Origin of the sequence: Pseudomonas sp. Pseu.R1, from assembly GCF_045764065.1 — a bacterium.
Lineage (GTDB): Bacteria > Pseudomonadota > Gammaproteobacteria > Pseudomonadales > Pseudomonadaceae > Aquipseudomonas.
Map to the genome: position 1 here is coordinate 830,393 of NZ_JBJGEE020000001.1, position 26,010 is coordinate 856,402.

Here is a 26,010-nt window from a genome sequence, read left to right on the forward strand (position 1 = left end):
TAATAAGTTCGTGACGGCGACCTAGCGAAACTGCGCAAGGAATCGCAAGTCGTTGTCGAAGAACAGGCGCAAATCATTGACGCCATAACGCAGCATGGCCAGACGCTCTGCGCCCATGCCAAAGGCAAAGCCCTGGAACTCTTCCGGATCGATCCCGGACATGCGCAGGACGTTCGGGTGCACCATGCCGCAGCCCATGACTTCCAGCCAGCCGGTCTGTTTGCAGACACGGCAGCCTTTGCCGCTGCACATGACACATTCCATGTCGACTTCTGCCGATGGTTCGGTGAACGGGAAATACGAAGGACGGAAACGCACTGCCAGTTCTTTTTCAAAGAACACGCGCAGGAACTCTTCGATGGTGCCCTTCAGATCCGCGAAATTGATGTCGCGGTCGATCAGCAGGCCTTCGACCTGATGGAACATCGGAGAGTGGGTGATATCGGAATCGCTACGGTACACACGACCAGGGCACACGATGCGAATCGGCGGCTTGTTCGCCTCCATGGTGCGGACCTGTACCGGCGAGGTATGGGTGCGCAGCAGCATGCGGGCATCGAAGTAGAAAGTGTCGTGCATCGACCGGGCCGGGTGATGGCCGGGGATGTTGAGCGCTTCGAAGTTGTGGTAATCGTCTTCCACCTCGGGGCCTTCGGCGATGCCGTACCCGATGTGGGTGAAGAATTGTTCGATACGTTCCAGAGTCCGCGTGACAGGATGCAGACCACCTGTGGTCTGACCGCGGCCAGGCAGGGTTACGTCAATGGATTCGGCAGCGAGCTTGGCGGCAAGCTCCGCCTCCTCAAACGCAGCCTTGCGCGCATTGAGAATCTCTGTGACACGCTCCTTGGCAACGTTGATCAGCGCACCGACTTGCGGACGCTCTTCAGCCGGCAAATTTCCCAGGGTCTTCATCACCTGAGTCAATTCACCCTTCTTGCCGAGGTAGTGAACCCGGATTTGCTCCAGGGCGTTGATATCTTCGGCGCTTTGCACAGCCTCAAGAGCTTGCGAAACCAGCGCGTCCAGGTTTTCCATGTACAGACTCCAGATACGAAATAGGGGAAGAGCTTACAAGGCTCTTCCCCTATTTATGACGTTTAACACCGAGCTCCGAAGGGAGCCCGGTGATTGCCGGGGGACTTAGGCCAGAGAGGCTTTAGCTTTCTCGACAATCGCAGCAAACGCCGCTTTTTCGTTCACTGCCAGATCAGCCAGAACCTTACGGTCGATTTCGATCGACGCTTTTTTCAGGCCAGCGATCAGACGGCTGTAGGACAGACCGTTGTTGCGAGCACCAGCGTTGATACGAGCGATCCACAGAGCGCGGAACTGACGTTTTTTCTGACGACGGTCACGGTAGGCGTATTGGCCTGCCTTGATTACCGCTTGCTTGGCAACGCGGAACACGCGTGAACGCGCGCCGTAGTAGCCTTTAGCAAGTTTCAGAATTTTTTTGTGACGCTTACGGGCAATGACGCCACGCTTTACACGAGCCATGAGTAACTTCCTCTATCTTTGATCAAAATTAACGAAGGCGCAGCATGCGCTCGACTTTTGCCACGTCAGATGCGTGCAGCAGGCTGCTACCGCGCAGTTGACGCTTACGCTTGGTCGACATTTTGGTCAGGATGTGGCTCTTGAAAGCGTGCTTGTGCTTGATGCCATTCGCGGTTTTCAGAAACCGCTTAGCTGCACCACTTTTGGTTTTCATCTTTGGCATGTTCGGATACTCCGCATTCAGTTGATAAACATAACCGCAAGGCCTGCCGTGCCCTGGTGGTTACTTTTTCTTTTTCGGGGCGATGACCATGATCAGCTGGCGTCCTTCCATCTTAGGATGCTGTTCGACCGAGCCGTATTCGAGCAGGTCAGTCTCAACCCGCTTCAACAACTCCATCCCCAGCTCCTGGTGGGCCATCTCACGACCGCGAAATCTCAAGGAAATCTTGGCCCTGTCCCCGTCACTCAGGAAACGTACCAGGTTGCGTAGTTTTACCTGGTAATCCCCTTCCTCCGTCCCTGGACGAAACTTGATTTCTTTGATCTGAATCTGCTTCTGGTTCTTCTTCGCTTCGCTGGCCTGTTTCTTCTTCTCGAAGAGGTGCTTGCCGTAGTCCATCACCTTGCAAACCGGTGGGTTGGCATCAGCGGAGATTTCTACCAGATCCAGCTTCGCATCTTCAGCAATTCGAAGCGCTTCATCAATCGAGACGATGCCAATCTGCTCGCCGTCAGCGCCAATTAACCGAACCTCGCGTGCCGAGATATTCTCGTTGATCGGGGCCTTCGGTGCAGTTCGTTTATCCTGTCTCATTTCACGCTTAATAATAATTACTCCGAATCTTGGCGACCACGCCGGGAAACCGCTTGCGCGAGTAGCTCCATGAACTGGGCGACCGGCATCGAGCCGAGGTCAGCGCCTTCACGGGTACGCACAGCGACAGTTCTCGCTTCAACCTCCTTGTCTCCAATAACGAGGAGATAAGGAACCTTGAGCAAAGTATGCTCGCGGATTTTAAAGCCGATTTTTTCATTTCTCAAGTCAGACTTGGCACGAAATCCGCTTTCGTTCAGATTTTTTTCGACCTCGAGGGCGAAATCGGCCTGTTTGTCAGTGATGTTCATGATCACCGCCTGGGTCGGCGCCAGCCAGGCAGGGAACACGCCAGCGTAATGCTCGATCAGCATGCCGATGAAGCGTTCGAACGACCCCAGGATGGCACGGTGCAGCATGACCGGACGCTTGCGGTTGTTGTCTTCGGCGACATAGCTGGCATCCAGACGCTCCGGCAGGTTCGGATCGTACTGCAAGGTGCCACACTGCCAGTTACGGCCAAGGCAATCACGCAGAGTGAACTCAATCTTCGGTCCGTAGAACGCACCTTCACCCGGCTGGTATTCCCACTCCAGACCCGATTCGTTGAGTGCATCGGCCAACGCGTTTTCAGCACGATCCCACAATTCCTCGGAGCCGACACGCTTGGCCGGACGGGTCGACAGCTTCATCGCGATATCGGTGAAGCCGAAGTCCTTGTAAACATCCAGCGTCAGCTTGATGAAGTCAGCCGCTTCCTTCTTCACCTGCTCTTCGGTGCAGAAGATATGCGCGTCGTCCTGCACGAAACCGCGCACACGCATGATGCCGTGCAACGCGCCTGACGGCTCGTTGCGGTGACAGGCACCGAACTCGGCCAAGCGCAGCGGCAGATCACGGTAAGACTTCAACCCCTGGTTGAACACCTGTACGTGACATGGGCAGTTCATCGGTTTCACTGCGTAATCGCGGCTTTCCGAAGACGTGGTGAACATGTTCTCCGCGTAGTTGGTCCAGTGACCGGAACGCTCCCAGAGAATGCGGTCGACCACTTGCGGGGTCTTGATTTCCTGATAGCCGTTCTCGCGCTGCACCTTGCGCATGTACTGCTCAAGCACCTGATAGACCGTCCAGCCATTGGCATGCCAGAAGACCATGCCTGGCGCTTCTTCCTGCAGGTGGAACAGATCGAGCTGCTTGCCGATCTTGCGATGATCGCGCTTTTCCGCTTCTTCGATGCGCTGGATGTACGCCGCCAACTGCTTCTTGTCAGCCCAGGCCGTCCCGTACACGCGTTGTAGCTGCTCGTTCTTCGCATCGCCGCGCCAATAAGCGCCGGACAGCTTGGTCAGTTTGAACGACTTGAGAAAGCGAGTGTTCGGCACGTGCGGGCCACGGCACATGTCGACATATTCTTCGTGGTAGTAAAGACCCATGGCCTTTTCGTTCGGCATGTCCTCGACCAGACGCAGCTTGTAGTCCTCGCCACGGGCCTTGAACACCTCGATGACCTCGGCACGAGGGGTCATCTTCTTGATGACGTCGTAGTCCTTCTCGATGAGCTGCTGCATGCGCTGCTCGATCGCTGCCATGTCATCCGGCGTGAAAGGACGCTCGTAGGCGATGTCATAATAGAAGCCATCGTCAATGACCGGACCGATGACCATTTTGGCCGTCGGATACAATTGTTTGACGGCATGGCCGACCAGATGCGCGCAGGAGTGACGAATGATCTCCAGGCCTTCCTGATCTTTCGGGGTGATGATTTGCAGGCTCGCGTCGGCATCAATGACATCGCTGGCATCGACCAGTTGACCGTTGACCTTGCCCGCCAGGGTGGCCTTGGCCAGACCGGCGCCAATGGAAGCAGCGACTTCGGCTACGGAAACCGGGTGATCGAAAGAACGTTGACTGCCGTCGGGAAGAGTAATAGTTGGCATGGCGCCTCCTCTCCTAGTGGTGACCCCTACCAAAGGTCACGTGGGTTGGGATAGAGCCAGTACGCGATTCGGCGGTGTACCTGCCTCACAGTGGCAGGAGCCCAAGGGCCAACCCGATGACCGAACCAGAGTGACTGGAATATACGAAATCGACAGGCCTCATACGCAATCTGGCCCGCCCCGCGAGACGCGAGCGAATCTGCAGGACGGGCATCCTAGCACAGCCTTTGCGCTCTACGTCAGGGCACAGACCATCGATTACGAAGAAACCGGCAGACAGTTTTTGTGGGATTCGTCCGGATACTGAACTGGCAGTCGCCACTGCCGTCAGATAAACCGAGACTTCCGTTAAGACCCGCCCACTCCGGGTCCCACAGACAAGAAGGAAACCACCATGAAGCTTCTACGTGTTGCCGCCCTGCTCGCTCCGATGGCGCTGGCTCTTCCACTGAGCGCTCATGCCGCCATGGACGCACAGACCAAGACCACTTACATGAGCGAATGCACGGCTGCGGCGGCTCAGAACAACCCCGGGATGGATGCCAATGCCGTCAAGGCGCATTGCGAATGTGGCGCGCAGCAGATCAACAAGAATTTCTCCGACAAGGAGATCGCATCACTGAGCGACAAAACGACGCCTCCCAGCACTGAGATGACCGCCCGACTGCAAAAAGCAGTGGGCGAAAACTGCCTGAAAGGCAAAAAATAAAAAATTTACATTGCGGGACCGAAATGAATGGGCCGTCATCCCCCCAGACGGCCTACATTTCGCCGAAGCCCCCGAAATACCGGGGTCGCAGCGGCACCAACGCCTCACTCGCAGCGGCTCTCTTTTGCGGAAGACGCTGCGAATAACGGCATCATATGCCGTATCGTTTTACGGCACTGGCGCAAAGTTCTTATCGAAAAAGTCCTGCATTCACACAATTCGACTATGATAGCCCGCGTGTGCCCAGTTGGCCTGAGCAGCACAGCACTACTGAAAATTATGTTTCTGGAGATCCACCATGTCTAATCGCCAAACCGGCACCGTAAAATGGTTCAACGATGAAAAAGGCTTCGGCTTTATCACTCCACAAGGTGGCGGTGACGACCTGTTCGTACACTTCAAGGCTATCGAAGCTGACGGTTTCAAAAGCCTGAAAGAAGGCCAGACCGTTTCCTTCGTGGCTGAGAAAGGCCAAAAGGGCATGCAAGCCGCTCAGGTTCGCCCGGAGTAATCCGAGCGCGCTGAAAAACCCCGTCACTGACGGGGTTTTTTTATACCGACTGAAAATCGTTAACCGCAGTTCACACGGTTGATCGTGGCACTTTGATCGGTATTGATGTTCAACCGATCGGAACGGTACTCCAGCGTGACCATGTCGTGAGGACCAAGAATCCGCGCCGTTTGCGCACCCGCCTTGACCCTCGCCTGCTCCAGCAACGCTGCAGAAGCCGGTTTTCCAACCGCGAACTGGGCAGCGGCAGCATCGCAACGAGATTGGCCAGCGTCCGAAGCCGCAGGGTTCGCCGACGGTTGTGTCGACTCGGATGTACTGCTGCAACCCGCCAGTACCGCTGCGACCAGAACCAGACCCGATGATGCGTGTTTCCAGGGCATACCGCCTCCTTGTGCTTAACGTAAACCAGAACTTCTGCGACAGCGCTCGACCTGCATGGTTTCCTAAACGGTCGCCGTACAGGCCTCGGCTTTGTCGAGAATAACGCGCAAGTCTGCACGAGCCTTACGCCGCAAAGGCAAGCAAATCGTCACAAAACATTTGGCATGCTGAGCACCCCGAAGACGTTTTTTTTCAAGGAAAGGAACAGGCACGTTATGGCAATCGTATCCATCGACGCAGACATCAAGGCCAGATGGGCACAGGGACAATGCGCCCACAGCCCCGGCAGCGCGGAAGAGCTGGCAATCATCGCGATCGACTTGCTGGTCAGAGAACTGGGCACCGAAAGCGCCCAGAACTTCATGAATCAGATAGGGCTGCGTCATGCGGCAGATGCGCTGAACAGCGCCTGACTATTTTAGGCGCGCCAGACGTTGGGTCAGCAGATCAAAAAAGCCCTGTGCATCGCCGTTTTCAACCCAGAACACATTCTTGGGCTGTCCCAGCGTGTCGTACCAGTCGGCCACCGTCTGGCCCATGGTCAGCCCTTCTCGGCTGTCGATCGCGAGATTGATCGCCTTGCCGCTGAACAGCTCCGGCTTGAGCAGCCAGGCGATGACACTGGCGTCATGCACAGGCCCACCGGGCAGCCCGTAATGCACCATATCCCCCTTGACGTATTCATTGAGGATGTCCCCCACCAGCTTGCCCGCCTGGTTGTTCAGGCCCTCAATGTTCTTGATGCGCTGATCACTGGTCAGAATCTTGTGCGTCACATCGAGCGGTACGTAGGTCAGTTTCACCCCACTGGCCAGCACGACCTTCGCCGCGTCAGGATCGGCATAGAGATTGAATTCGGCCACCGGCGTGATGTTGCCGCCATTAAAGTGCGCACCTCCCATGACCACCACTTCCTTGATGCCATGGGTGATTTCCGGCGCCTGGATCAATGCCAGTGCGAGGTTGGTCTGCGGCCCCAGCATGGCGATGGTAATGCTGTGAGGAGGCGCTTTGCTCAATGTGTCGATCAGGTATTGCACCGCATTGCCTTCGGCCAGACCACGCTTGGGTTCATGCACCGGAATACCTGGCAGCCCTTCCTTGCCATGAATGTTTTCGGCGTAGATGGGCGTGCGCACCAGAGGTCTCCCTGCGCCCGCATAGACCGGGACCTCCTCTCGCCCCGCCCACTCCCGCGCCAGACGCGCATTGCGCGAGGTTTTGTCGATCCGCACGTTGCCGGCCACGGTCGTAATCGCCAAGACGTTCAACTCCTGCGGCGATGCCAGCGCCATTAACAGCGCAACGACATCGTCCGCCCCCGGATCGGTGTCGATGATCAGGTCACGTTTTTCAGCCCCATGGGCCGCTGTACTGGTGAGGATCGCCAACAGTGCAAGACTCCTGATCAATTGAACGATGAAGTGATGGCCGGGTTGCATTGGAAACTCCCTGTTTCATGGCTGTTAAGGTACTCGAAGCGATCAGAAGACAACGCCCGATACCAGCGCAATGTTGGTGTATGGCTGACATTCGCCCGTGCGCACGATGGCACGAGCGTTGCGGCTCAGTTGCTTCAACGCGTCGTGACTGACAAACCGTTGCTGCCCCAGTTGCCCCTTGGCGTTCAACGTCTCGATCACGGCCAGCGCAGGTGGACGCTTTTCATTCATTTCGTCCGCAAGCACGTGGCTTTCAACCTGCATTTCTGCCAGCACCGTGTTCAACACGCTGACGAAATCCGGCACTCCGGGGGTGACCGCCAGATCGATCAGTTCCACGCCGGATGGCACCGGCATACCCGCGTCCACGATCATCAGGATGTCGCCATGCCCGAGGGAGGCAACGACCCGCGACAGGGCAATGTTGAGCAAGGGTGTCTTTTTCATGAGGGATAGCCCTGAACATCTTCAACGGTGGGAATGGAGGGCTGTGCACCGGAGCGGGTCACCGAGAGCGCTGCGGCCACTTGCCCGAAACGTATGGCCTCGGCTTCGGATTTGCCCTCCGCCAGCGCGGCCGCGAAGCCCCCCACGAAGGTATCTCCTGCTGCCGTGGTGTCCACCGCCTGCACTTTCGGTGCGGCGAAGTGCTGGGCACTCGCTTGAGTGGCGAACAACGCCCCCTGCTCGCCCAAGGTAACGATCACCTTGCCCACGCCAGCCTTCATCAGCGTAGCCGCAGCGGCTTGGGCAGTGGTCACGCTGTCCACTGGCAAACCCGTCAAAGCAGTGGCCTCGCTTTCGTTGGGGATCAGGTAATCGATCCACGGATACCAGTCGTCAGGCAACGGCCCCACAGCCGGTGCGGGATTAAGAATAACGATTTTGCCCAGTTCCCGACTGCGCTTCAGGACATGTCCGACCGTCTCGACTGGAATTTCCAGTTGGCAAATAACGACCTGCGCCTGACTCAGCAACGCATCAAACCGATCCACTACCGCTGGAGCGACATGACCGTTGCCCCCGGCGACAATCACGATTGCATTTTGGCTGCTGTCGTCGACCACGATCAGCGCAACCCCCGTGGACTCGCCTGCGACGGCAGTCACTGCCTGACAGTCGATTCCTTCAGCCAGCAGCGCTGCGCGCAACTGTTCGCCATAGGCATCATTACCGACGCACCCGATCATCGCGACCTTTGCACCCAGGCGTGCGGCGGCGACAGCCTGGTTCGCACCCTTGCCCCCCGGCACCGTGACGAACGATTGCCCGGCCAGGGTCTCCCCCGCTCGCGGCAGGCGCGGCGCACGGGTCACCAGGTCCATGTTGAGGCTGCCCACTATCACTACGTTTGCTTGCATGACGTCTGTACTCTCCTCTCCGGCCCTTTCGCGGCCCGGTTCAGCGAAATTCGTTGAAGGCATTGGTGGGCGGCGCCGTGGATTCGCGCAACACGATGCTGGGCGCGACGATCAGTTGCTGCACCGGGCCGTCACCTCGTGTCGAGATCCGCCGCAGCAGAACCTCCGCCGCGCGCTCGCCCAAGTGCAGAATGGACTGCCCCACTGTCGTCAGCGCCGGATACACATACTGACTCATCTGGATATCGTCGAAGCCGATCACCGACAGGTCTGCCGGGACACGCACATTCCGCTCAGCCGCCGCGCGCAGCACGCCGATACCGACCATGTCGTTGGCCGCGAAGATGGCGGTCGGGCGCTCCCCCCCCAACAACTGCCCGGCCGCCCGATAACCACTGGGGCCGGTAAAGTCACTCTCGACCACCCAACTGTCGCGAACCTCGACACCTGCCTCCTTCATCGCCCGCCGATACCCCGCCAGACGCATGCGCGCCACGCTGGTTTCTTCAGGGCCGCAAATGCAGGCGATATGGCGATGCCCCAGTTCAAGCAGGTGCGATGTCGCCAGGTAAGCGCCCAGTTCGTGATCGATGCGTACCAGATCCGCACTGATGTTTTCCAGGTCCCGGTCGACGATGACCATCGGGGTGCGCACCGCCGACAGGCTATCCACCAGACTGTCGCCGCCGCCCACCGACGACACGATCAACCCATCGACGCGCTTTTCGAGCAGCACACGCAGGTAGTTGCGCTGCTTGTCCAGGTTGTCGTCCGAGTTGCAGAGAATCACGCAGAAGCCGTTGCGCTCGCAGTAATCCTCGATGCCCCTGGCCAGTTCGGCGAAGTACGGGTTGATACCGTTGGGAATCAACAGGCCGATGGTGGCGGTGGACTTGGCCTTGAGTGAGCGCGCCACGGCGCTGGGCACGTAATCCAGTTGCGCAATGGCCGCTTCGACTTTCTTGCGTACCTCGTCACTCACCGGCCGCGTTCTGTTCAGCACGTGGGACACCGTGGTGTAGGAAATACCCGCGATGGCAGCAACATCCTTGATGGTCGCCATATCAGCCGCGCCGCCGTGCGCGATGACTGCGATAGGTGTCCAGAATGACTGCAACCACGATCACTGCGCCAGTGATGATGCGCTTGGTCGGTTCGGTAGCACCGATCTGCGCGAGCCCGGCGGCCAGCACCGAAATGATCAGCACACCGAAGAATGTGCTGATGACCGAACCGCGCCCGCCCATCAGACTGGTCCCGCCGATCACCACCGCCGCGATGACTTGCAATTCAAGCCCGGAGCCCGCGTTGGGGTCTGCGGCTTCCAGACGGGAAATCTGAAACAGCGCCGCCAATCCGGCCAGCAGTCCCATGAGGGAAAACACGAGAATCTTGTAGGGCTTCGGATTGATACCTGCCAGACGCACGGCCTCTTCGTTGGTGCCGATGCCAATCAGATAGCGACCGAACACGGTACGGGTCAGCACCGCTTGAGCCGCGAAGATCACGACCAATGCAATGACGAACGACGGCGAAATCCCAAAGGCAAACGGATTGGACAGCCAGGCGAAAGAATCGCCAATGTACGCCGTGCGCGAATCGGTCAGTTGATAGGCCACGCCGCGAGCCATTTCCAGCACGCCCAACGACACAATAAAAGAAGGGATACGCCACGCCACGGTGATCGAACCGGTCAGCGTTCCGGCCGCCGTGGCGCAGACCATTCCCAGTAGCGCAGACGGCAACACGCCCCAGCCCCAACCGAGCATGGCGACACTGACCGCCGAGGCCGCAAGCGCCAACACCGAACCAACGGAAAGGTCGATGCCGCCGATGATCAGGATGAACGTCATGCCCACTGCCAGCACCATCAGGTCCGGAATCTGGTTGGCCAGGGTGCTGAAGGTTTCATACGACAGGAAGTGATCACTGAGCAGCGAGAACAGCACGATCATCGCCAGCAACGCGCCCGCCAGCCCCAGATAGGTGCCGAGGCCGAAATAGTTGCCGCTGCGCTTGCCCGGCGAAGGCAGTGCGGCGGGAGTGGTTGAAGTTTTCATCAAGAATTCCTGGGCGCAGCGTCGGACAGCAGCGCATCACGTTTTTGATAGCCCGCAAAGGCGGCGGCAAGCAACTCGTCCTGAGTCCAGGTGTCGCGTTCGAAGGTGTCGATCAAACGCCCGGCGGACAACACGCCAATGCGGTCGCAGATCAGCATGAGTTCGCGCAGATCACTGGAGACCACCACCAGCGCCCTGCCCTGACGGGTCAGTTCGCCCAGCAGCGTGTAGATGTCGAACTTGGCGCCGACATCAATGCCCCGGGTAGGCTCGTCGAACAGCATCACCTGGCAGTCACGCTCCAGCCAGCGCCCGATCACCACCTTTTGCTGGTTGCCTCCAGACAGCTCGGAGACGAGTTGCGTGGGGCTTGAACTGCGAATGCGCATGGCCTCGACTTGCCGCCTGGCCAGCGCCATTTCCGCGTTGCCGTTGACCACACCGGAACTGGAAATCGCATCCATGTTGCCCAGCGCGATGTTGGCACTGATCGACTGCGTCAGCAGAAGGCCTTCGCCCTTGCGATCCTCCGTGATCAAGGCAATGCCGTGACTCACCGCATCCACCGGCGAATTGACCCGCACCGCTTGCAGCGGGCTGCCCACTTCTACGGTTCCGCTGTCGGCGACATCAGCGCCGTAGATCAACCGCAACAGCTCGGTACGACCGGCACCGATCAGCCCGGAAATACCGAAAATCTCTCCGGCGCGCACCTCGAAAGACACATCGCGCACCTTGTCGGACCGACTCAAGCCCTTGACTGACAAGGCCACGTCGCCAATCTGTCGCGCCCCCAGATCAATGTGCTCGCCCAGTTCACGCCCGACCATCAGCGTCACCAGTTGCTCGCTGTTGTAGTGGGCCATGGCATCCACACACACCAGCTTGCCGTCGCGCAACACCGCGATGCGCTGGGCCACTCGGGCCAGTTCTTCCAGACGGTGGGAGATATAAACGATGGAAACACCCCGCTCCTGCAGACGCGTGATCTGCTCGAAGAGCATCTCCACCTCACGGGCCGTCAGCATCGCGGTCGGCTCATCGAGGATCAGCACATGGCAATCGCCGATCAGGTTGCGGGCGATTTCGACCATCTGTTGATGGCCGATGCCCAACTCGCCGACCAGGGTGTCGGGGTCGATGGCATCCAGCCCCACCTGCGCCATGGCCTTGATTGCGTCTTCGCGGAGTTTTTTGCGGTTGATGAAGCCTGCCCGGCTGGGCAAATTATCGAGAAACAGGTTTTCGGCCACCGACAGCGTCGGCAGCAGATTGAGTTCCTGCATGACCATGCGCACGCCCAGCTTTTCGGCCTGAGTGCGACTGTCGGGCGTGTACGGCTGCCCCTGAAACTGCATCTGGCCGGTGGTGGGCGTGACCAGTCCACCGATGATTTTCGACAGGGTGCTTTTACCTGCGCCGTTTTCCCCGGTCAGCGCCAGCACCTCCCCACGCATGAGCGTCAGGTCGATGTCGCCGAGAACAGGTTGGGCGTAGGTTTTGCCGATGCCGCTGACAGATAGAACAGCGGCCTGAGCAGACGCTGACATAACGCTCTCCACGCGCCTGCCCTTCCCATGAAAAGGAGGGCAGGCAGCATTCACGGATGTTTGAAGGTAAGGCTTACTGCGGCTTGGTGACCAACTCGACCGGGGTCTCGATGACGCCGTCCTTGATGTCGAGCTTGTCGCCTTTGATCATCTTCAGCGCAGTGTCGATGCCAAACACGGCCTGACGTGCGGCGAACTGGTCGGCGGTCGCCAGGACACGGCCATCCTTGAGCATCGGTTTGATGGCATTGATGTTGTCGTAGCCGACAACCTGCACTTTGCCTGTTTTACCCGCCGCACGTACGGCCGACACGGCGCCCAGCGCCATGCTGTCGTTACCGGCCAGCAGCGCCTTCAGATTCGGGTATTCATTGAGCATGGCGGACGCGACTGCGTTGCCCTTGTCGATTTCCCAGTTACCCGATTGCGTGGACACGATCTTCATCTGCGCAGCGTCCATCGCGTCCTTGAAACCGGCGGTGCGCTGCTGTGCGTTGGTGGTGGTCGGCACGCCTTCGATGATGCCCACCTGATCGCCTGCAGTCAGCTGTTTGGCCAGGTAATCGCCCACCAGCTTGGCCCCCTTGCGGTTGTTGGGGCCAACGAACGGCACTTCGATATTCTTGCTTTTCAGCACATCGGCATCGAGCTGGTTGTCGATGTTCACGACCTTGATACCGGCGTCCATGGCCTTTTTGATCACAGAAGCCAGGGCTTTCGAGTCGGCAGGCGCAATGACCAGTGCATCGACCTTCTTGACGATCATCTGGTTGACGATGTCGATCTGCGCAGCCGTATCGGACTCGTTCTTGATGCCGTTGGAAATCAGGTCGAAATCAGCGGAATGTTGTTTCTGGTATTCCTTGGCGCCGTCTTCCATGGTCAGGAAGAATTCATTGGCCAAGGACTTCATCACCAGCGCGACCGTGGGCTTTTTCGCGTCGTCGGCGTAGGCGGATGAAAGAGGCAGGGTAACGGCGCTCGCGGTGAGCATGGCAACAGCAAGAAGACGTGCAGCGAATGGCAGCTTCATGGGATCACTCCGACATTATGATTATTGTATCGGCACCGTACGGGACTCGATTCGACGCATCGAATCAGTCGCAAACGTTTGCGTGAGCGAAACTATGGTAATCAACACGCGCTTTGTCAACTTCCCCGAGCAATGACGTGACGGTTTGTGTATCCCTCTCGCTCCTCCCGCTGCCCGTCCTGCGCCGAGAAAATACCTGGCGGACTGCTTGTCAGTTCACACGCCACACTAAATTATCGCGCTAATGCACTGTAATGCTTGAGGCTGCGCTAAGATGACGGCCATCTGACATCGCCATTTGTCACACAACGATAACCATGTTTACCGATGGACTGCGGGAGTAAAAATGACAGACCCGGCCGCAAAGGATATTCGGGCAGAGGACGGATCCGATCCTGCCTCGGACTTCGTTCAATCCATGATCTCTGCCCTTCCCGGCTCAAGCCCGGTAGGAAGGAGTCGAGAAGCCCAGCGACAGTGGTATGAATCGTTGTCGGAAGAAGAGCAGATGATGGTGCGCGACAAGATTCGCGCAGAGATTTTTCGCATCCGGTCGGAGTTCGGACGACGCTCGAACGCGGTGTCTGCTCACCCGTTCCGACTTCGGGATCATGGCTGACCGCTCAATGCGTCTGTCGAACGGTCATGACGCCTGATCGAATGCCGTTCGATCAGGCGCGTCCCTCTCAGTCTTCTGTTTTGACCGTTGCCACTTCGTCGGCGCGCACCCTGACCGTTTTTCCGGAAATATCTTCAAACTCATAGAAGCCATCCTTGCTCTTGGTTTTGGGCAAGTCCTTGGTCACGTATTGAGTACCGTTTTGCAGCGTCACCACGGTTGCCGTCGAGCAGCCGGCCATCCCGAAAAAACACAACAGCGCTACGTACAACCCCACCCCTTTGATATTCATGCTGACTCCTTTTTTCTCTGGACCACTGCGAACCGATTCGCCAACAGAGCATCTGATCGGTGCGAGCCGTTTTGGTTCGCATCCCCAGCGAGCGTCAGAAGAATCAACAAATTGTTCCTCATCACGTTTTTCCCTACGTCAGAGTTGCGAAACGCCCTACAGTAAAATACTGTATGCACATACAGCATAAAACAAAGGATCTTTCCGTGTCTGACAACACCGCTTCCGCGCCCGTCTCTTACGAGCACCTGGCCACGCGCATCCAGAAAATCATCAACTCGCCTACCGCACAGCGGTCACGTTCGGCGTTGATTTTCCGTCTCGCCAACGAACAGGAAGATGACTGGAATCAGTTGCTGGAAGAAATCGCCGAGAACGACAACGTGACACTGGCCTGGCGTGATGACGGTGGCGTGCAGATTTTCTGGACCGTGCCCAAGGAAGACTGATTCCCCTGACGCCTCACTGATAACCGCGAGCCAGACTGAATGGCTCGCGTTCGTTTCAACCCGCTCTAGTTGGACTTCATGCTCAGATTTTTCGCCTCTATCCTGCTGACGCTTTCTCTGCTGCAAAACGCTTTCGCTGACATCAACATTGGCACCTGGAACCTGGAGCACTTGAGTGTGCGCCCTAACAAGGATTTCCAGGCCATTGCCAAAGTGGCCCAGAAAGTCGACTTTCTCGCCGTACAGGAACTGATGAACGAAGAAGCGCTTCAAGCGCTCGCAACCGAGCTGACCCGCCAGACGGGCAAGCACTGGAGTGCGATGGCCTCACATGCAGTGGGACGATCTTCCTACAAGGAAATGTACGGTTTTGTGTGGCGTGACGACGTCATTGCCTACGAAGACGGCGCAGTCACCTACCTCGACCGGGGCGATGCGTTCGAGCGCGAGCCGTACTCCGCCCGCTTCAAGTCACTCAAGGACGGCGCGACATTCGTAGTCGCCACCGTGCACATTCTTTATGGTAAGAATCAGGCGGATCGCGCGTCCGAAATCACCGCGCTGTCGAGCTACTGGGCCTGGCTGAAAGACACTTATCCGGGCAATAACTCGATCATGCTGATGGGCGATTTCAATACCCCGCCTTCGTCCCCGGCCTGGGACAAGCTTGACGCCAGTGCCAGACCGCTGATGCTCGAAGGTGCGAGTACGCTGTCGACCACTGACGGCAAATTCTCCAACCTCTACGACAACATCTTCGTCAGCCGCAACTCTGCCATCAAGGTGAATAGCATCCAGGTGTTCAACTACCCGAAATTTCTGGGGTTGAGCCATGCGCAGGGCCGAGACAAAGTGTCGGATCATGCCCCCATCTTTCTCAGCGCCAGTCTGAGCGGCGGCAGCCCGGGCAACGCTTCCGTAAAATCAACGTCACCCAACCCGATGAAGCCTGTCGCAGTCGGCAATGACAGCGCAAAAAACCTGACCGTGGCGATCCGCGGCAACAAGAAGACCATGATCTACCACCGCCCGGATTGCCCTTCGTACAACAGCGTGTCGGAGAAAAACCGCATGGAATTCGACAGCACGGCCGCTGCTGAAGCGCAGCATTATCACCTCGCGGGCAACTGCCACTGACCGCAAAAACACAAAACGGGGCGCGGTTGACCTTGCCCCGTTTTTCGTGTCATTTGCGCGCCAGATCGTGCTGAATGCAGCCCTCATAGTACGTTTGCTTGACGGCCGCCGGTTTCAGGCGAGACGGGCTCTTGTAGGTTTGCTCGGTAATGCCCAGCGCCATTTTGCGCATCCAGGGCTGAGCGTACTTGCGCGATTGCAATTTCTTGCGGGCGCTGTAAAGCGTCGTACCCGATAACTTGGATTGCTGCGCCGCCCCCGCGACGCCTGAACCCCACTTGCACACCTGAACATCATTTTTGCTGATATCACGGGCCTGCGCGGGCATCACTGCCACCATCAAAGCCAATGCCGTCACGCCCAACCCAATACTTCGCATACGCTTTGCCCCGGAATTCCCTGAAAGAGAAGGATTTTTCCAGAAATGAGGCGAGGCGCGGGCCATCACATTGCCCCTACCTGAAAAAAACGAGCATGCGGACGCTGCACCGAGTCGCGCAGCGATCACCGACGCTCCCCATCCATTCAAAAACATGCAATGCCAAGGCGTTTTTTAGCAGGCGAAGTACGAGCACACTCGAACAGATATGGCACATGGCCGCTCATCGGCACAAGGTGCAAACAGCACAAAAACAATGCAATTCTCTGCCGGTCAGTAGCCGGTTCAGTCAACGCAGGTTACTCGTCTCAGGCAGAGAAAACGCACCACGATCCAAGGCCGGAAAACGCTCCAGCAGCCTGTATCGATCTCGAAATGAAGTGACAGCATCGCCGATGCATTAAGCGACCACCCTGTCAGGTACATCAGGAAGTACTCAAATTTCAGACCGGCGTACACGACGCCCAACAGGCCCATGATGATGAATGACTCTAAGGATTTTGAAATTCATTACCGTTTTCGAGGCGAATCCCGACAGTTTTCCCATCACGCCAAACACCTGTGCGAAAGCGAAGCATTGCACTTCGCCACATTGCACGCAGGCGTCGGCAATCTTGAAGGCAGCATTGCCACAGGGCCGCTGCGTCTGGCGATGCTCTATGCTGAAGGCCTGGGCGTGACTCAGGTACAGTGGAAACGCACCTGAGCACGTAAAAACTCAAAACGATCCCTGTATCGCGTGGTCGGTATTTACAAGCAGCGCTCATCAAACCAGCAAAGCGAGGAAAATATGACCATCGATAACGCACTCAAGAACGAGGTGCTGACCCGGCTCTTGCACGCTCACCCGGTCGGACTGGGCAAAGAAGTGTTGGATAATTACCGGGGCGAACACGCCGTCGCCGACACCCTGGAACATCTACAGAACGCGGGCCTGATTCACGACGGCTGCGTCGACCACCCCATCAAGGGCGAGCGTTCATTGCGCTACCCGGTCAAGCTCAGTTCGGCGGGGGTCGAGGCTGCCAAGCACTTGCAGAGTTCATAATTACCCCCCTTAAAAAACCGGCTCAAGCCTGATGCCTGTCAGGTAAGACTGACGTTTAGCCTGTGAACCGCAAAATCCGATGCCTGGAAACGAGCATCGGATTTTTTATGCGCCTGTCAAAAGCGTGTCCCTCGGGCGTTTTTTATGGGTGACGATCCGCCTTGAGCACGGCATTACGGGGAAGTGCGTACAAAAAACCGCCTTTTCACCTGACAGTTCGCTGACATGTGTAAAAATAGCCGCTTTTGACGGCGGTTCCCCGGCGCAAGTCACGTCGCCTTGGGGCATAATGCCGCCTCATGGTTGGGCTATACCTTCATCTCAAGGAACGAGATCTTTTATCAGTTCCGGTTCATGTTCAGGTCACGAGGGAATTCACCCCCTCATTGTTTCCCCTCTTTTGCAGTAGGGTTTTATTGAATGATCAAGTCTTTGCGTCCGTTGTTGCTTGCCACCCTGCTTCTTCCGATTTCCTTGTCTGTTTCTGCCGCACCGATCAATACCGCGCTGCCGCCAAAAGTCGAGGCTGCGCTCAAAGCCAGCAAACTCGACAACAGCGCCCTGTCGCTGGTCCTGCTGCCGCTGACCGGTCCTGGCACCCCCACCGTCTACAACGCCGACGTCTCGGTCAACCCGGCCTCGACCATGAAGCTGGTAACCACCTACGCGTCGCTGGAAATGCTCGGCCCGACTCACCAGTGGAAAACCGAGTTCTACACCGACGGCACCCTGAGCAACGGCGTGCTCCGGGGCAACCTCTACCTCAAAGGTGGCGGCGACCCGAAACTGAACATGGAAAAACTCTGGTTGCTGATGCGCGATCTGCGAGCCAACGGCGTGCAGCAAGTGACCGGTGACCTGGTGCTCGATCGCAGCCACTTCATCCAGCCACAACTGCCGGTTTTCGATGACGACGGCAACGACAAGAACAAACCATTCCTGGTGCGACCTGACTCGTTGATGGTCAACCTCAAGGCCTTGCGTTTCGTGACCCGCAACGACGGCGGCAAGATTCTGGTGTCGGTTGAACCGCCAATCGCGGCGATCCACATCAACAATCAGGTCAAGGCACTGGCGTCGAACAAATGCACGGGCGACGTGCTGTACAACCCGGTCCCCGACGCAGATGGCGGCATCACCGTGACGGTGTCTGGCCAGTTGGGCGATGGTTGCAACTCCCAGACCTACCTGTCGCTGCTCGACCACCCGACCTACACCGCCGGCGCCGTGCGCGCGATCTGGCAGGAACTGGGCGGCACCATTCTCGGCAAAGACCGTCTGGACGTCGTTCCCGGCAGCGCCAAACTGCTGGCCAAGGCCTACTCGCCGGACCTGGCGGAAATCATCCGCGACATCAACAAATTCAGTAACAACACCATGGCCCAGCAACTGTTCCTGAGCCTGGGGGCGGAATTCCGCAACGAGGCCGACGGCGATGACGCCAAGGCTGCACAGCGGGTGATTCGTCAGTGGCTGGCGAAAAAGGGCATTACCGCGCCGCATCTGGTGATGGAGAACGGCTCGGGCCTCTCTCGCGCAGAGCGCGTCAGTGCGCGTGAAATGGCGCAGATGCTTCAGGCCGCCTGGAACAGCCCCTATCAGGCCGAGTTCATGAGTTCGCTGCCGCTGGCTGGGATGGACGGCACCATGCGCAAACGCCTCAAGCGTACCGCGCTGCGTGGCGAAGCCCACATCAAGACCGGGACCCTGAACACCGTGCGCGCCATCGCCGGGTTCAGCCGCGACAGCAACGGCAACACCTGGGCGGTGGTTGCGATCCTCAACGACTCCCGTCCATGGGGCGCATCGTCGATCCTCGATGAGGTGCTAGTGAGCATGTTCAACCAGCCGAAACTGGCCAACACCACCCTCTCCCTGCAACAGCAGTAACGCTCAATGAAGCGCGCACGGTCGTGACGACGACCGATGCGCGCTTTCGTTATTCGCTCGTCACCAGCTTTCGCCCAGTCCCAACAACCCCAGAATCTGTTTGCGCAACTGCAGCAGGTATGGGTCGTCACGATGCCGGGGATAACCGCGGTCGATGGTCAGTTCGGCCTTGATGGTCGCAGGCCGGTCGCTAAAAACAATCACCCGATTGGCCAGCAGCAACGCCTCTTCCACATCGTGGGTCACCAGCAGCGCCGTGTAACCCTGACGCTGCCAGAGGTCGATCAGCTCTTGCTGCATGGCGATGCGAGTCAACGAATCCAGCTTGCCCAATGGCTCATCGAGAATCAGCAGACGCGGCTCGTTGACCAACGCTCGCGCCAACGCCACACGTTGCGCCATGCCACCGGACAACTGCCGGGGATAGGCACGGGCGAACGGACTCAGCCCCACCTTCGCCAGCGCCTGATCGACCTTGTGCGGAGTGGTCTTGAGCAAGCCTTGGGCTTCCAGGCCCAGCGCGACGTTGTCCCAGACCCGGCGCCATGGGTAAAGCGTCGGGTCCTGAAACACCACCACGCGACTCGGATCAGGCGAAATGATGTCAACGCCATCGGCTTGCAACGCCCCGCGATCAGCAGTTTCCAGACCTGCCACCAACCGTAGTAACGTCGACTTGCCGCACCCTGAAGGCCCCAATAAGGCGACGAACTCCCCAGGCGCGATACTTAGAGACACCCGCTCCAGCACCGGCAGTCGATGCCCTTCCAGCGAAAACCCATGGCTGAGGTTGTCGATCCGCAACGCCAGCCCCGCTCCCTGCCGTGCGTCATTCACGTAAGCGGTGTTCACCATTTCATTGCTCCCTGCTGCCAGGCCAATAACCGGTCACGAATCAAAAACAGGCCCGAAATCAGCCCCGAACAGGCCAGCGCCATGATCAACAACGCCGCATACATGTTGGCGTAGGCGGCCCAGCCCTGTGCCCATTGCAAATACCAGCCGATACCGGATTTGACGCCCATCATTTCCGCGACGACAAGGGTGGAGAACGACGCCCCCAGGCCCATGAACAAACCGACAAAAACATGGGGCAGCGCCGCCGGAATCGCCACGTTGAAGATCAGAAAGCGCTGCTTTGCGCCGAGGGTGCGGGCCACGTCGTAGTAGGCCTTGTCAACGCTGGACACCCCGGACCAGGTCAGCACCGTCACCGGAAACCAAGTGGCCAACGCAATCAGAAACACGCTGGCGCTCCAACTGCTGGGAAACAGAAAGAAGCACAGCGGCAATAAGGCCGTCGACGGCACCGGCCCGAGAATGCGCAACACCGGGTGCAGCCAGTAGCCGATGCTGCGCGACCAACCGATCGCCACCCCGGCCACAAACCCGGTGATCGCTCCCACAGCCACACCGCTGCCCAGCAGGATCGCCGAGTGAAACAGACTGTCGGCCAGGCGCGGCCAGTCATCGAAATACACATCGAGTAACGCTTGAGGTGGCGCGAAAAACGGCACCGGCAGCCAGGCCAGTTTGGCGGTGAACACTTCCCACAGGCTCAAGACCAGCGGCAAAACGATCAGCCACGGCCCCAAGGATCGGGCGCGCCGCCCCAGACCCGCTGACCATCGACTGCCAATCACCGCACAGACAATCAGCGCCGCCACCGCCAGACACAGATTGGCCAGCCCTTGAGTCATCGGCCAGCGCCGCGACACATCAGGCCACCAGACAATCAACGCCGCCGCAGCGATCCACATCCCGGCAGCGACCAGTCCCTGTACCCAAATTCGATGGGGTTGTACGCCCTCCGGCTCATGTACATCGACCAGTTCAACTGAAGACATCGGCAGTGATCTCCCCGGCAAAGGTGGCAGGGTCGGTGCTTTGGCGAATCACTTCGACGGTTTTCAAATCCCGCACGTAGGTGGCGATCTCGGCGGTCAGTGCCGCGCCGACCGCATGATGACCATGGGTGTGATCGTGCAGGATCGCCACCACTTCTTCGGTAGTGGTGTTCAAGGCGTAGGCCTGGAAACCCTTGGCGACTTCTTCGGGGTGTTTGACCGAGTAATCGTGGGCTTCGAGAATGGCCTGCGTCAGTGCCGCGACCACTCGCTTGTCGTCCCGTGCCAGCTTGCCCGTGACGCCGACCACGCAGCAGCTCAGGTTGGCGTACTCCTCGACCAGATTGGTCGACAACTCTCGCGCCTTGCCTGCATTGATCAGGCGATACATGAACGGGTCGCTGCCGCTGACCGCCTGCACTTCGCCACGCTCCAGCGCCGTGCCCAGCAGGTCAGCCGGATACAGCCGCCACTCCACGTCGCGCACCGGGTCCACACCGTGCTTTTTCAGCAAAATGGAGAAGAAGTTGCGATCCGGGCTGGCCATGTCGGTCACGCCGATGGCCTTGCCTTTGAGGTCTTCCAGTGTGTTCGCGCCGCCGTTCGCTGCCGTCAACAAACGCAGGCAGCCACCGTGGGTACCGGCGGTGAGCTTGACGTCGAAGCCCTGCTCCAGCGCCTTGAGCCAGCGCAACGCCATGCCGATGCCTGCGTCTGCCTTGCCGGTGGCGATGGCCTCCAGCAAGACCTCGGTGGAGTTACCGAAGTTGACCAGCTCAACGTCCAGATTGTGCTTTTTGAAGAAGCCCTGACCGTGGGCGATCACCACTGGTGCCAGACACACCGCGTTGAGATTGACCGCCAGCTTCAGCGCACGAGGTTGATCAAGACGGATGAAATCTCCCGTCCCGGCAGGGTCGGCACCTGCGCCGTGCGCCTCATGGCCCGCGTGTTCATCCGCAGCCCAGACGCCTCGCGGCAATGACAACAACAGCGGCGACGCCAGTGCAGCGCCCACCAGACCCAGCGCGCGACGGCGGCTTAGATGATCGAAAACGGCCATGGGTGTTCCTTTACCAGATGAATGAAATGGACGTGGTCATCTGGGCCGTTTTAATAACTGTTACGGAGGGTTCCAGCGACTGTTTAAAACCTTATCACCGGTTTTTTAATTACATAAATTCATTTTAATTCTAAATCACTATGCAAATAGTCTATGTATAGGCCTGCATGGCACGGCATCATGCGCCCTCACACACTCCCAACCGAGTGTTCGCTTTCTGACCGGGATGTCATGAACTTCTCCGGCCGCTGGCGCTAAGCTCGACACTTTAAAATCGAACAGACCACACAGGACGGCGACACCCATGAGAACCACAACAGGCAAGCGACTGCGTGACACCCTGCTGATTTCAAGCCTGATGGCATCGGCGCTGATGATGACCGGCCCCGCACACGCCGATGACGCCAAACCCACCCGCGTGCGCGGCGCCATCACGGCCATCGAAGGGGATTCGCTTAAGGTCCACAGCAACCGAGGAGAAGACCTTCAGGTCAATCTGACCCCAAACACACAGGTACGCGGCGTGACCTTGGCGCAGGTCTCGGAAATCAAACCGGGTAGCTACGTGGGTTCAGCGGCCATTCCGCAGGCTGATGGCACGCTCAAGGCGCTGGAGGTGCACGTCTTTCCACCGGAAATGGCCGGCACGGGAGATGGGCATCGGGCGTTCGATCTGGGCAAGGACAGCACCATGACCAACGGCTCGGTGGGTGATCTGGTGACCAGCAACGGGCGCACCATCACAGTGAATTACAAAGGGGGCCAGAAGAAGATCGTGATTCCGGACGACGTGCCCATCGTCAATCTGGTGCCGGGAGATCGCAGCCTGCTCAAGCCGGGAGTCAAGGTGGTGCTGCAAGCGCAGCCCGGTGCCGATGGCGCGCTGACGGCGCTGTCGATTTCAGCCGGGGAGAATGGCGTGACACCGCCGATGTAGTCATCGGGTGCGTAGATATGAAAAATCCCTGAAGGCACGCGCGTGTCGTGCTTTCAGGGATCGCTGTCAGCCCATCACAAACAGGTCGCGACCACCGCTCCACGCTGATCGACCACCTTCGCGCCAGGCTTGGCGTAGAAGTTGATGGTGGTGGCACCGCCCTTCCCGCTCACGTCAGCGAAATATTCGCTTTCAGTGGTGTAGACGGTGAAGTCGCCAGCCTTGCCGTTTTCCATGAACACATCGGCCACATCGCCGAACAGTTGCACATTCGCCCAGCTCACCTTGATGCACTCGGCCACTGCAGCTGCGGGTTTCTGACTCGAATACACCTGCGCAGGCCCGGCCGAACGCATTTGATCCATGCTCACGCAACCCGCCAGCATCGCCAGCGCTACCGCTCCCGCCCAGTGTTTCATGACAGTCCTTTCGATCGAAAAGGAGCGATCTTACCAGCAAGGACCCATCGGGTGCTCAATCATCCAGGCCGGCAGGCGGCGCAGCGGCTGCGCCTTTGCCTGCCTTGCCCGGTTTGCCCCCTTGCGCGGCGGCTTTGGTTTCAGCGGCAGGGGCGACCGGCGCCGGGGCGGCGGCCTCTTTTTCAGCCATGGGCATCTGATCGATGGTGCTGAAAATCTCCTTGGGATCGATAGGCCCCTTGTGGTCGATCTTTTTCTCGCCGTCCTTGCCGACCAGAATCACTTGCGCCTGCTCCTTGTCCAGCACACCCAGCTTCAACTCGCGAATCAGGGCCATGGTCGACTGCGCGTCCATCTCCTTGCCGTTACGCTGCCCGGCAAGACCGACAATGGTGTAAAGCACCATGCTGCGCTTGGCGAAGCCTTCTTTGTTGGCAGGTTCATCGAGCTGCTTCTTGAGTGTGGTCAGCGTCGAATCCACGGAACTGGAGGCAATGATGATCAACGGACGGGACCTGCCGCGCTCCTGAGCCAGTGGGGTGTCTCCATCGGCAGCCATCAGGGGACTGGCAACCGCCAACAGAACGGCAAGGGTCAGTGACCGACTTAACATACGCACCTCCTTTCGATATCCATGCACTGATGATCGCGCATCGTGGCAAAAGGTCCAGCCGATGGCTTGAAAAATCAGGATTTTTTTCGAGGCGGCGTTGAAGGCCGCATTAACAAATGCAGCGCAGAAGACCGAGGCACGGGCCTGGAGATGCGAAACGGGACACATAAAACAAGCGCAATAAAAAAGGGCGAATCTTTCGATTCGCCCTTTTCGTCACCGCCCAGCAGAGCGGATTTGTTTGGTAGGCGCGATTGGACTCGAACCAACGACCCCCACCATGTCAAGGTGGTGCTCTAACCAACTGAGCTACGTGCCTGCTGTGAGGCGGCATTCTACGGATATTCAAAAGTGTGTCAACGTCTTTTTTCACACTAAGCCTATGAATATGCGAATTTTTTGCGCAAACCGGCAAGCGACGCGGCTCGCCCCTTCGCAGCCCAGCGCTTTTCGCTGCCTATACTGCACAAACCCGCCGCCGATACGCCGTCCGACGCCACCGGGCAGATCGTTCTGCAACGCCAGGGATAGCCATCGTGAACCTGCGTGCACCGAGCTTGTTATTGCTGCTGGCGTTGGCCGCGTGTACTTCGGCACACAAACCCGCGCCTACAGTCATCGTGCCCGTTGCCCCCGAGACCTGGCATCAGGTGGATCAGGAGATCCTCGACGCGTCAAAAAACGCCACCGCCCCGGCCCGGCAATACGCCACCGAGACCATGGACCGCTGGATGGACAGCGTCTACCAACGCACGGAATCGGATTTCATCCCTTGGTTCACCGGTTACTGGACCCAGCAATGGCTGACCGCCAAGGTCAGTTGGTACAAGCTCAGTGCAAAGCAAGGCGAACAGACCGCCGCTCAACGACTCGATGGCTATCTTCAAGAGCAGTATCACGAGCGGGTTCTGGACCCGGTCGCGAAAGAAATCGACCCTGAAGCGGTCACCGCCCAGGCGACCGCTTACTACGTGCAGTTACTTGGGCAGCAATTGCCGTCCATCGCCCGGCACTACCGTATTCCCGACGAACAGTTCGATGCTCACCTCAAGCAGATCCCGGCCATCACCCTCGCCCCGCCGTCCAGCCGCAACGCCACACTCTATGAAGTGGTCCATGCGGAGCCGCTGGTAAAAATGCCCGCCTACGCCGCTTTGATCGAACAGCTTCACACTGCCGCCACAGGCCCCGACGCCGGGCGGCCGGACGCGGGCATTTCGGCGGTGGCGATTCGCTCCAGTGAGAAACTCGAAGCCAGCCTTGCCCCACGGGGCGCTGCCAGTGCCGTTGCCGCTGCGGTGGGTCGCGTGGCCGGGCTGATGATCTCCGTCGGCACCCTTGGCATTGGCGCCCTTGCCCATCAAAGCCAGCGTGCCGACATGGAAGAGCAGATGCGCAGCAGTCTGTATGCGGCGCTCAACGAGAAAAAGCGCAGCCTGATCGACAACCCGGATTTCGGCGTGCTCGCCGGGGTGTATTACGTGGCCGGACAGATAGAAGGCAATCTGGGGGACGCACCGCTGCTGCCCTCCATCCTCGACAACGTTTCGGCCCCTTGAACGGCAGATGACTGCCGCTTGTCGCCATGATGGCACCTTGTTTGATGATCGACTGCCCAATTTCAGGACAGGATTCAAGACACGGAGATCTCCTGATGAACAGATCATTTGCGACAGTGGCGCTGGGCTGTGTTCTGACATGCGCATCGATTACAGCGCTGGCCGGGGCAGCCACCCCTGAAATGGGCGCGCCCCCTTCTCAAACCGGCATGGACCCAAGAACCCAAGGCAACGATGTGCAACGCCAAGGCACCGACATGGACAAAGGCGATCCTGCCACGGGCATTCGCCGGGGCATGAATAATGGATCGATGAGCAATGGGACCGGTGGCAGCAACGGCGTCGACTTGCCCGGTGGCGAGCAAACCGGCTCGGGCTCCACTGGCAGTGGTTCGAAGGGCTCGTCCGGCAGCTCGTCGAGCGCAGGTGGCGCCGGAGGATGATCCAGGAG

At 58.5% G+C, this 26,010-nt stretch carries 32 protein-coding genes and 1 tRNA gene; 12 read left to right on the plus strand and 21 right to left on the minus strand.

Annotated features, from left to right (window positions below; all coding sequences use genetic code 11):
• Positions 1-21: 21 nt before the first annotated feature.
• From pheS to thrS, 5 genes are all read right to left on the minus strand, one after another.
• Positions 22-1,038, minus strand: a complete 1,017-nt coding sequence (gene pheS / locus ACI5GA_RS03955) for a phenylalanine--tRNA ligase subunit alpha (RefSeq protein ID WP_404630358.1) — start codon at positions 1,036-1,038, stop codon at positions 22-24.
• A 105-nt stretch (positions 1,039-1,143) separates the two neighbouring features.
• Positions 1,144-1,500, minus strand: coding sequence for a 50S ribosomal protein L20 (rplT, locus tag ACI5GA_RS03960; RefSeq protein ID WP_295479351.1), 357 nt, complete (start codon positions 1,498-1,500; stop codon positions 1,144-1,146).
• 28 nt (positions 1,501-1,528) lie between these two features.
• Positions 1,529-1,723 (minus strand): 50S ribosomal protein L35, encoded by a 195-nt coding sequence (gene rpmI, locus ACI5GA_RS03965; protein WP_027620572.1) that lies wholly within the window; start codon positions 1,721-1,723, stop codon positions 1,529-1,531.
• Positions 1,724-1,783: 60 nt separating this feature from the next.
• Positions 1,784-2,335, minus strand: a complete 552-nt coding sequence (infC, locus tag ACI5GA_RS03970) for a translation initiation factor IF-3 (RefSeq protein WP_404631682.1) — start codon at positions 2,333-2,335, stop codon at positions 1,784-1,786.
• Positions 2,335-4,257, minus strand: a complete 1,923-nt coding sequence (gene thrS, locus ACI5GA_RS03975; RefSeq protein WP_421421816.1) for a threonine--tRNA ligase — start codon at positions 4,255-4,257, stop codon at positions 2,335-2,337. The genes infC and thrS overlap by 1 nt, the downstream gene beginning before the upstream one ends.
• 394 nt (positions 4,258-4,651) lie before the next feature.
• Between thrS and ACI5GA_RS03980 the strand changes: the two genes are divergently transcribed.
• Both ACI5GA_RS03980 and ACI5GA_RS03985 read left to right on the plus strand, forming a co-directional pair.
• Positions 4,652-4,966, plus strand: a complete 315-nt coding sequence (locus tag ACI5GA_RS03980) for a hypothetical protein (RefSeq protein ID WP_404630363.1) — start codon at positions 4,652-4,654, stop codon at positions 4,964-4,966.
• A gap of 298 nt (positions 4,967-5,264) precedes the next feature.
• The gene (locus ACI5GA_RS03985) at positions 5,265-5,477 is read left to right on the plus strand and encodes a cold-shock protein (RefSeq protein ID WP_017904083.1); all 213 of its coding nucleotides are present in this window, start codon (positions 5,265-5,267) and stop codon (positions 5,475-5,477) included.
• 59 nt (positions 5,478-5,536) lie between these two features.
• On the opposite strand, the gene ACI5GA_RS03990 is transcribed toward ACI5GA_RS03985, so the two are convergent.
• Entirely contained in the window at positions 5,537-5,860 is a 324-nt protein-coding gene (locus tag ACI5GA_RS03990) for an I78 family peptidase inhibitor (protein WP_421421818.1), read from the minus strand.
• A 216-nt stretch (positions 5,861-6,076) separates the two neighbouring features.
• Between ACI5GA_RS03990 and ACI5GA_RS03995 the strand changes: the two genes are divergently transcribed.
• Positions 6,077-6,274: a hypothetical protein gene (locus ACI5GA_RS03995; RefSeq protein WP_421421819.1), complete on the plus strand. Its 198-nt coding sequence runs from the start codon at positions 6,077-6,079 to the stop codon at positions 6,272-6,274.
• Here the strand turns inward: ACI5GA_RS03995 and ACI5GA_RS04000 are convergent, their stop codons facing one another.
• From ACI5GA_RS04000 to ACI5GA_RS04030, 7 genes are all read right to left on the minus strand, one after another.
• A complete protein-coding gene (locus tag ACI5GA_RS04000; RefSeq protein ID WP_404630369.1) occupies positions 6,275-7,303 on the minus strand; it encodes a nucleoside hydrolase in 1,029 nt (342 codons plus the stop codon).
• A gap of 42 nt (positions 7,304-7,345) precedes the next feature.
• Positions 7,346-7,750 carry a D-ribose pyranase gene (gene rbsD, locus ACI5GA_RS04005; RefSeq protein WP_421421821.1) on the minus strand — a complete coding sequence of 135 codons (405 nt, stop codon included), beginning with the start codon at positions 7,748-7,750 and terminating at the stop codon, positions 7,346-7,348.
• A complete protein-coding gene (gene rbsK / locus ACI5GA_RS04010; protein WP_421421823.1) occupies positions 7,747-8,664 on the minus strand; it encodes a ribokinase in 918 nt (305 codons plus the stop codon). The genes rbsD and rbsK overlap by 4 nt, the downstream gene beginning before the upstream one ends.
• Before the next feature lie 40 nt (positions 8,665-8,704).
• Complete coding sequence (locus tag ACI5GA_RS04015) at positions 8,705-9,727, minus strand: LacI family DNA-binding transcriptional regulator (RefSeq protein WP_421421825.1); 1,023 nt, start codon at positions 9,725-9,727, stop codon at positions 8,705-8,707.
• Between the two features lies 1 nt (position 9,728).
• Positions 9,729-10,724, minus strand: a complete 996-nt coding sequence (locus ACI5GA_RS04020; protein ID WP_404630377.1) for an ABC transporter permease — start codon at positions 10,722-10,724, stop codon at positions 9,729-9,731.
• Positions 10,724-12,274, minus strand: a complete 1,551-nt coding sequence (locus ACI5GA_RS04025; RefSeq protein WP_421421827.1) for a sugar ABC transporter ATP-binding protein — start codon at positions 12,272-12,274, stop codon at positions 10,724-10,726. The genes ACI5GA_RS04020 and ACI5GA_RS04025 overlap by 1 nt, the downstream gene beginning before the upstream one ends.
• Positions 12,275-12,347: 73 nt before the next feature.
• Positions 12,348-13,307, minus strand: a complete 960-nt coding sequence (locus tag ACI5GA_RS04030; protein WP_404630381.1) for a sugar ABC transporter substrate-binding protein — start codon at positions 13,305-13,307, stop codon at positions 12,348-12,350.
• Between the two features lie 346 nt (positions 13,308-13,653).
• On the opposite strand from ACI5GA_RS04030, the gene ACI5GA_RS04035 reads away from it, so the two are divergent.
• The gene (locus ACI5GA_RS04035; protein ID WP_404630383.1) at positions 13,654-13,926 is read left to right on the plus strand and encodes a hypothetical protein; all 273 of its coding nucleotides are present in this window, start codon (positions 13,654-13,656) and stop codon (positions 13,924-13,926) included.
• A gap of 67 nt (positions 13,927-13,993) precedes the next feature.
• Here the strand turns inward: ACI5GA_RS04035 and ACI5GA_RS04040 are convergent, their stop codons facing one another.
• Entirely contained in the window at positions 13,994-14,218 is a 225-nt protein-coding gene (locus tag ACI5GA_RS04040) for a YgdI/YgdR family lipoprotein (RefSeq protein WP_421421828.1), read from the minus strand.
• Between the two features lie 173 nt (positions 14,219-14,391).
• Here ACI5GA_RS04040 and ACI5GA_RS04045 point away from each other — a divergent pair, with 173 nt between their 5' ends.
• Both ACI5GA_RS04045 and ACI5GA_RS04050 read left to right on the plus strand, forming a co-directional pair.
• Positions 14,392-14,667, plus strand: coding sequence for a DUF1654 domain-containing protein (locus ACI5GA_RS04045; RefSeq protein ID WP_404630387.1), 276 nt, complete (start codon positions 14,392-14,394; stop codon positions 14,665-14,667).
• Positions 14,668-14,745: 78 nt separating this feature from the next.
• Positions 14,746-15,804 carry an endonuclease/exonuclease/phosphatase family protein gene (locus ACI5GA_RS04050; protein ID WP_421421830.1) on the plus strand — a complete coding sequence of 353 codons (1,059 nt, stop codon included), beginning with the start codon at positions 14,746-14,748 and terminating at the stop codon, positions 15,802-15,804.
• 49 nt (positions 15,805-15,853) lie between these two features.
• Here ACI5GA_RS04050 and ACI5GA_RS04055 read toward each other — a convergent pair whose 3' ends face one another.
• The gene (locus ACI5GA_RS04055) at positions 15,854-16,183 is read right to left on the minus strand and encodes a hypothetical protein (protein WP_404631684.1); all 330 of its coding nucleotides are present in this window, start codon (positions 16,181-16,183) and stop codon (positions 15,854-15,856) included.
• Between the two features lie 481 nt (positions 16,184-16,664).
• On the opposite strand from ACI5GA_RS04055, the gene ACI5GA_RS04060 reads away from it, so the two are divergent.
• From ACI5GA_RS04060 to dacB, 3 genes are all read left to right on the plus strand, one after another.
• Entirely contained in the window at positions 16,665-16,889 is a 225-nt protein-coding gene (locus ACI5GA_RS04060; protein WP_404630391.1) for a DUF6555 family protein, read from the plus strand.
• 84 nt (positions 16,890-16,973) lie between these two features.
• Positions 16,974-17,231, plus strand: a complete 258-nt coding sequence (locus tag ACI5GA_RS04065; protein WP_404630393.1) for a hypothetical protein — start codon at positions 16,974-16,976, stop codon at positions 17,229-17,231.
• A 420-nt stretch (positions 17,232-17,651) separates the two neighbouring features.
• On the plus strand, positions 17,652-19,121 hold the full coding sequence (gene dacB, locus ACI5GA_RS04070; RefSeq protein ID WP_421421831.1) for a D-alanyl-D-alanine carboxypeptidase/D-alanyl-D-alanine endopeptidase: 1,470 nt from the start codon (positions 17,652-17,654) through the stop codon (positions 19,119-19,121).
• Positions 19,122-19,181: 60 nt separating this feature from the next.
• Here the strand turns inward: dacB and ACI5GA_RS04075 are convergent, their stop codons facing one another.
• From ACI5GA_RS04075 to ACI5GA_RS04085, 3 genes are read right to left on the minus strand one after another with little or no spacing between them, the layout of a single operon-like run.
• Positions 19,182-19,976 carry an ABC transporter ATP-binding protein gene (locus ACI5GA_RS04075; RefSeq protein ID WP_421421833.1) on the minus strand — a complete coding sequence of 265 codons (795 nt, stop codon included), beginning with the start codon at positions 19,974-19,976 and terminating at the stop codon, positions 19,182-19,184.
• The gene (locus tag ACI5GA_RS04080; protein WP_421421835.1) at positions 19,970-20,968 is read right to left on the minus strand and encodes an ABC transporter permease; all 999 of its coding nucleotides are present in this window, start codon (positions 20,966-20,968) and stop codon (positions 19,970-19,972) included. The genes ACI5GA_RS04075 and ACI5GA_RS04080 overlap by 7 nt, the downstream gene beginning before the upstream one ends.
• The gene (locus tag ACI5GA_RS04085) at positions 20,955-22,031 is read right to left on the minus strand and encodes an ABC transporter substrate-binding protein (protein ID WP_421421837.1); all 1,077 of its coding nucleotides are present in this window, start codon (positions 22,029-22,031) and stop codon (positions 20,955-20,957) included. The genes ACI5GA_RS04080 and ACI5GA_RS04085 overlap by 14 nt, the downstream gene beginning before the upstream one ends.
• Positions 22,032-22,389: 358 nt before the next feature.
• Between ACI5GA_RS04085 and ACI5GA_RS04090 the strand changes: the two genes are divergently transcribed.
• Positions 22,390-22,968 carry a DUF5666 domain-containing protein gene (locus ACI5GA_RS04090; protein WP_421425434.1) on the plus strand — a complete coding sequence of 193 codons (579 nt, stop codon included), beginning with the start codon at positions 22,390-22,392 and terminating at the stop codon, positions 22,966-22,968.
• A gap of 74 nt (positions 22,969-23,042) precedes the next feature.
• Here the strand turns inward: ACI5GA_RS04090 and ACI5GA_RS04095 are convergent, their stop codons facing one another.
• The 3 genes from ACI5GA_RS04095 to ACI5GA_RS04105 form a co-directional block, all read right to left on the minus strand.
• Positions 23,043-23,387 carry a 2-oxoacid ferredoxin oxidoreductase gene (locus ACI5GA_RS04095; RefSeq protein WP_421421839.1) on the minus strand — a complete coding sequence of 115 codons (345 nt, stop codon included), beginning with the start codon at positions 23,385-23,387 and terminating at the stop codon, positions 23,043-23,045.
• Between the two features lie 55 nt (positions 23,388-23,442).
• Positions 23,443-24,000, minus strand: coding sequence for a DUF4174 domain-containing protein (locus ACI5GA_RS04100; RefSeq protein WP_421421841.1), 558 nt, complete (start codon positions 23,998-24,000; stop codon positions 23,443-23,445).
• 242 nt (positions 24,001-24,242) lie between these two features.
• Positions 24,243-24,319, minus strand: a tRNA-Val gene (locus ACI5GA_RS04105).
• A gap of 217 nt (positions 24,320-24,536) precedes the next feature.
• Here ACI5GA_RS04105 and ACI5GA_RS04110 point away from each other — a divergent pair.
• Together ACI5GA_RS04110 and ACI5GA_RS04115 are read left to right on the plus strand one after the other, a co-directional pair.
• Positions 24,537-25,559: a hypothetical protein gene (locus ACI5GA_RS04110; protein WP_421421842.1), complete on the plus strand. Its 1,023-nt coding sequence runs from the start codon at positions 24,537-24,539 to the stop codon at positions 25,557-25,559.
• 95 nt (positions 25,560-25,654) lie between these two features.
• On the plus strand, positions 25,655-26,002 hold the full coding sequence (locus ACI5GA_RS04115; protein WP_404631749.1) for a hypothetical protein: 348 nt from the start codon (positions 25,655-25,657) through the stop codon (positions 26,000-26,002).
• Positions 26,003-26,010: the final 8 nt, after the last annotated feature.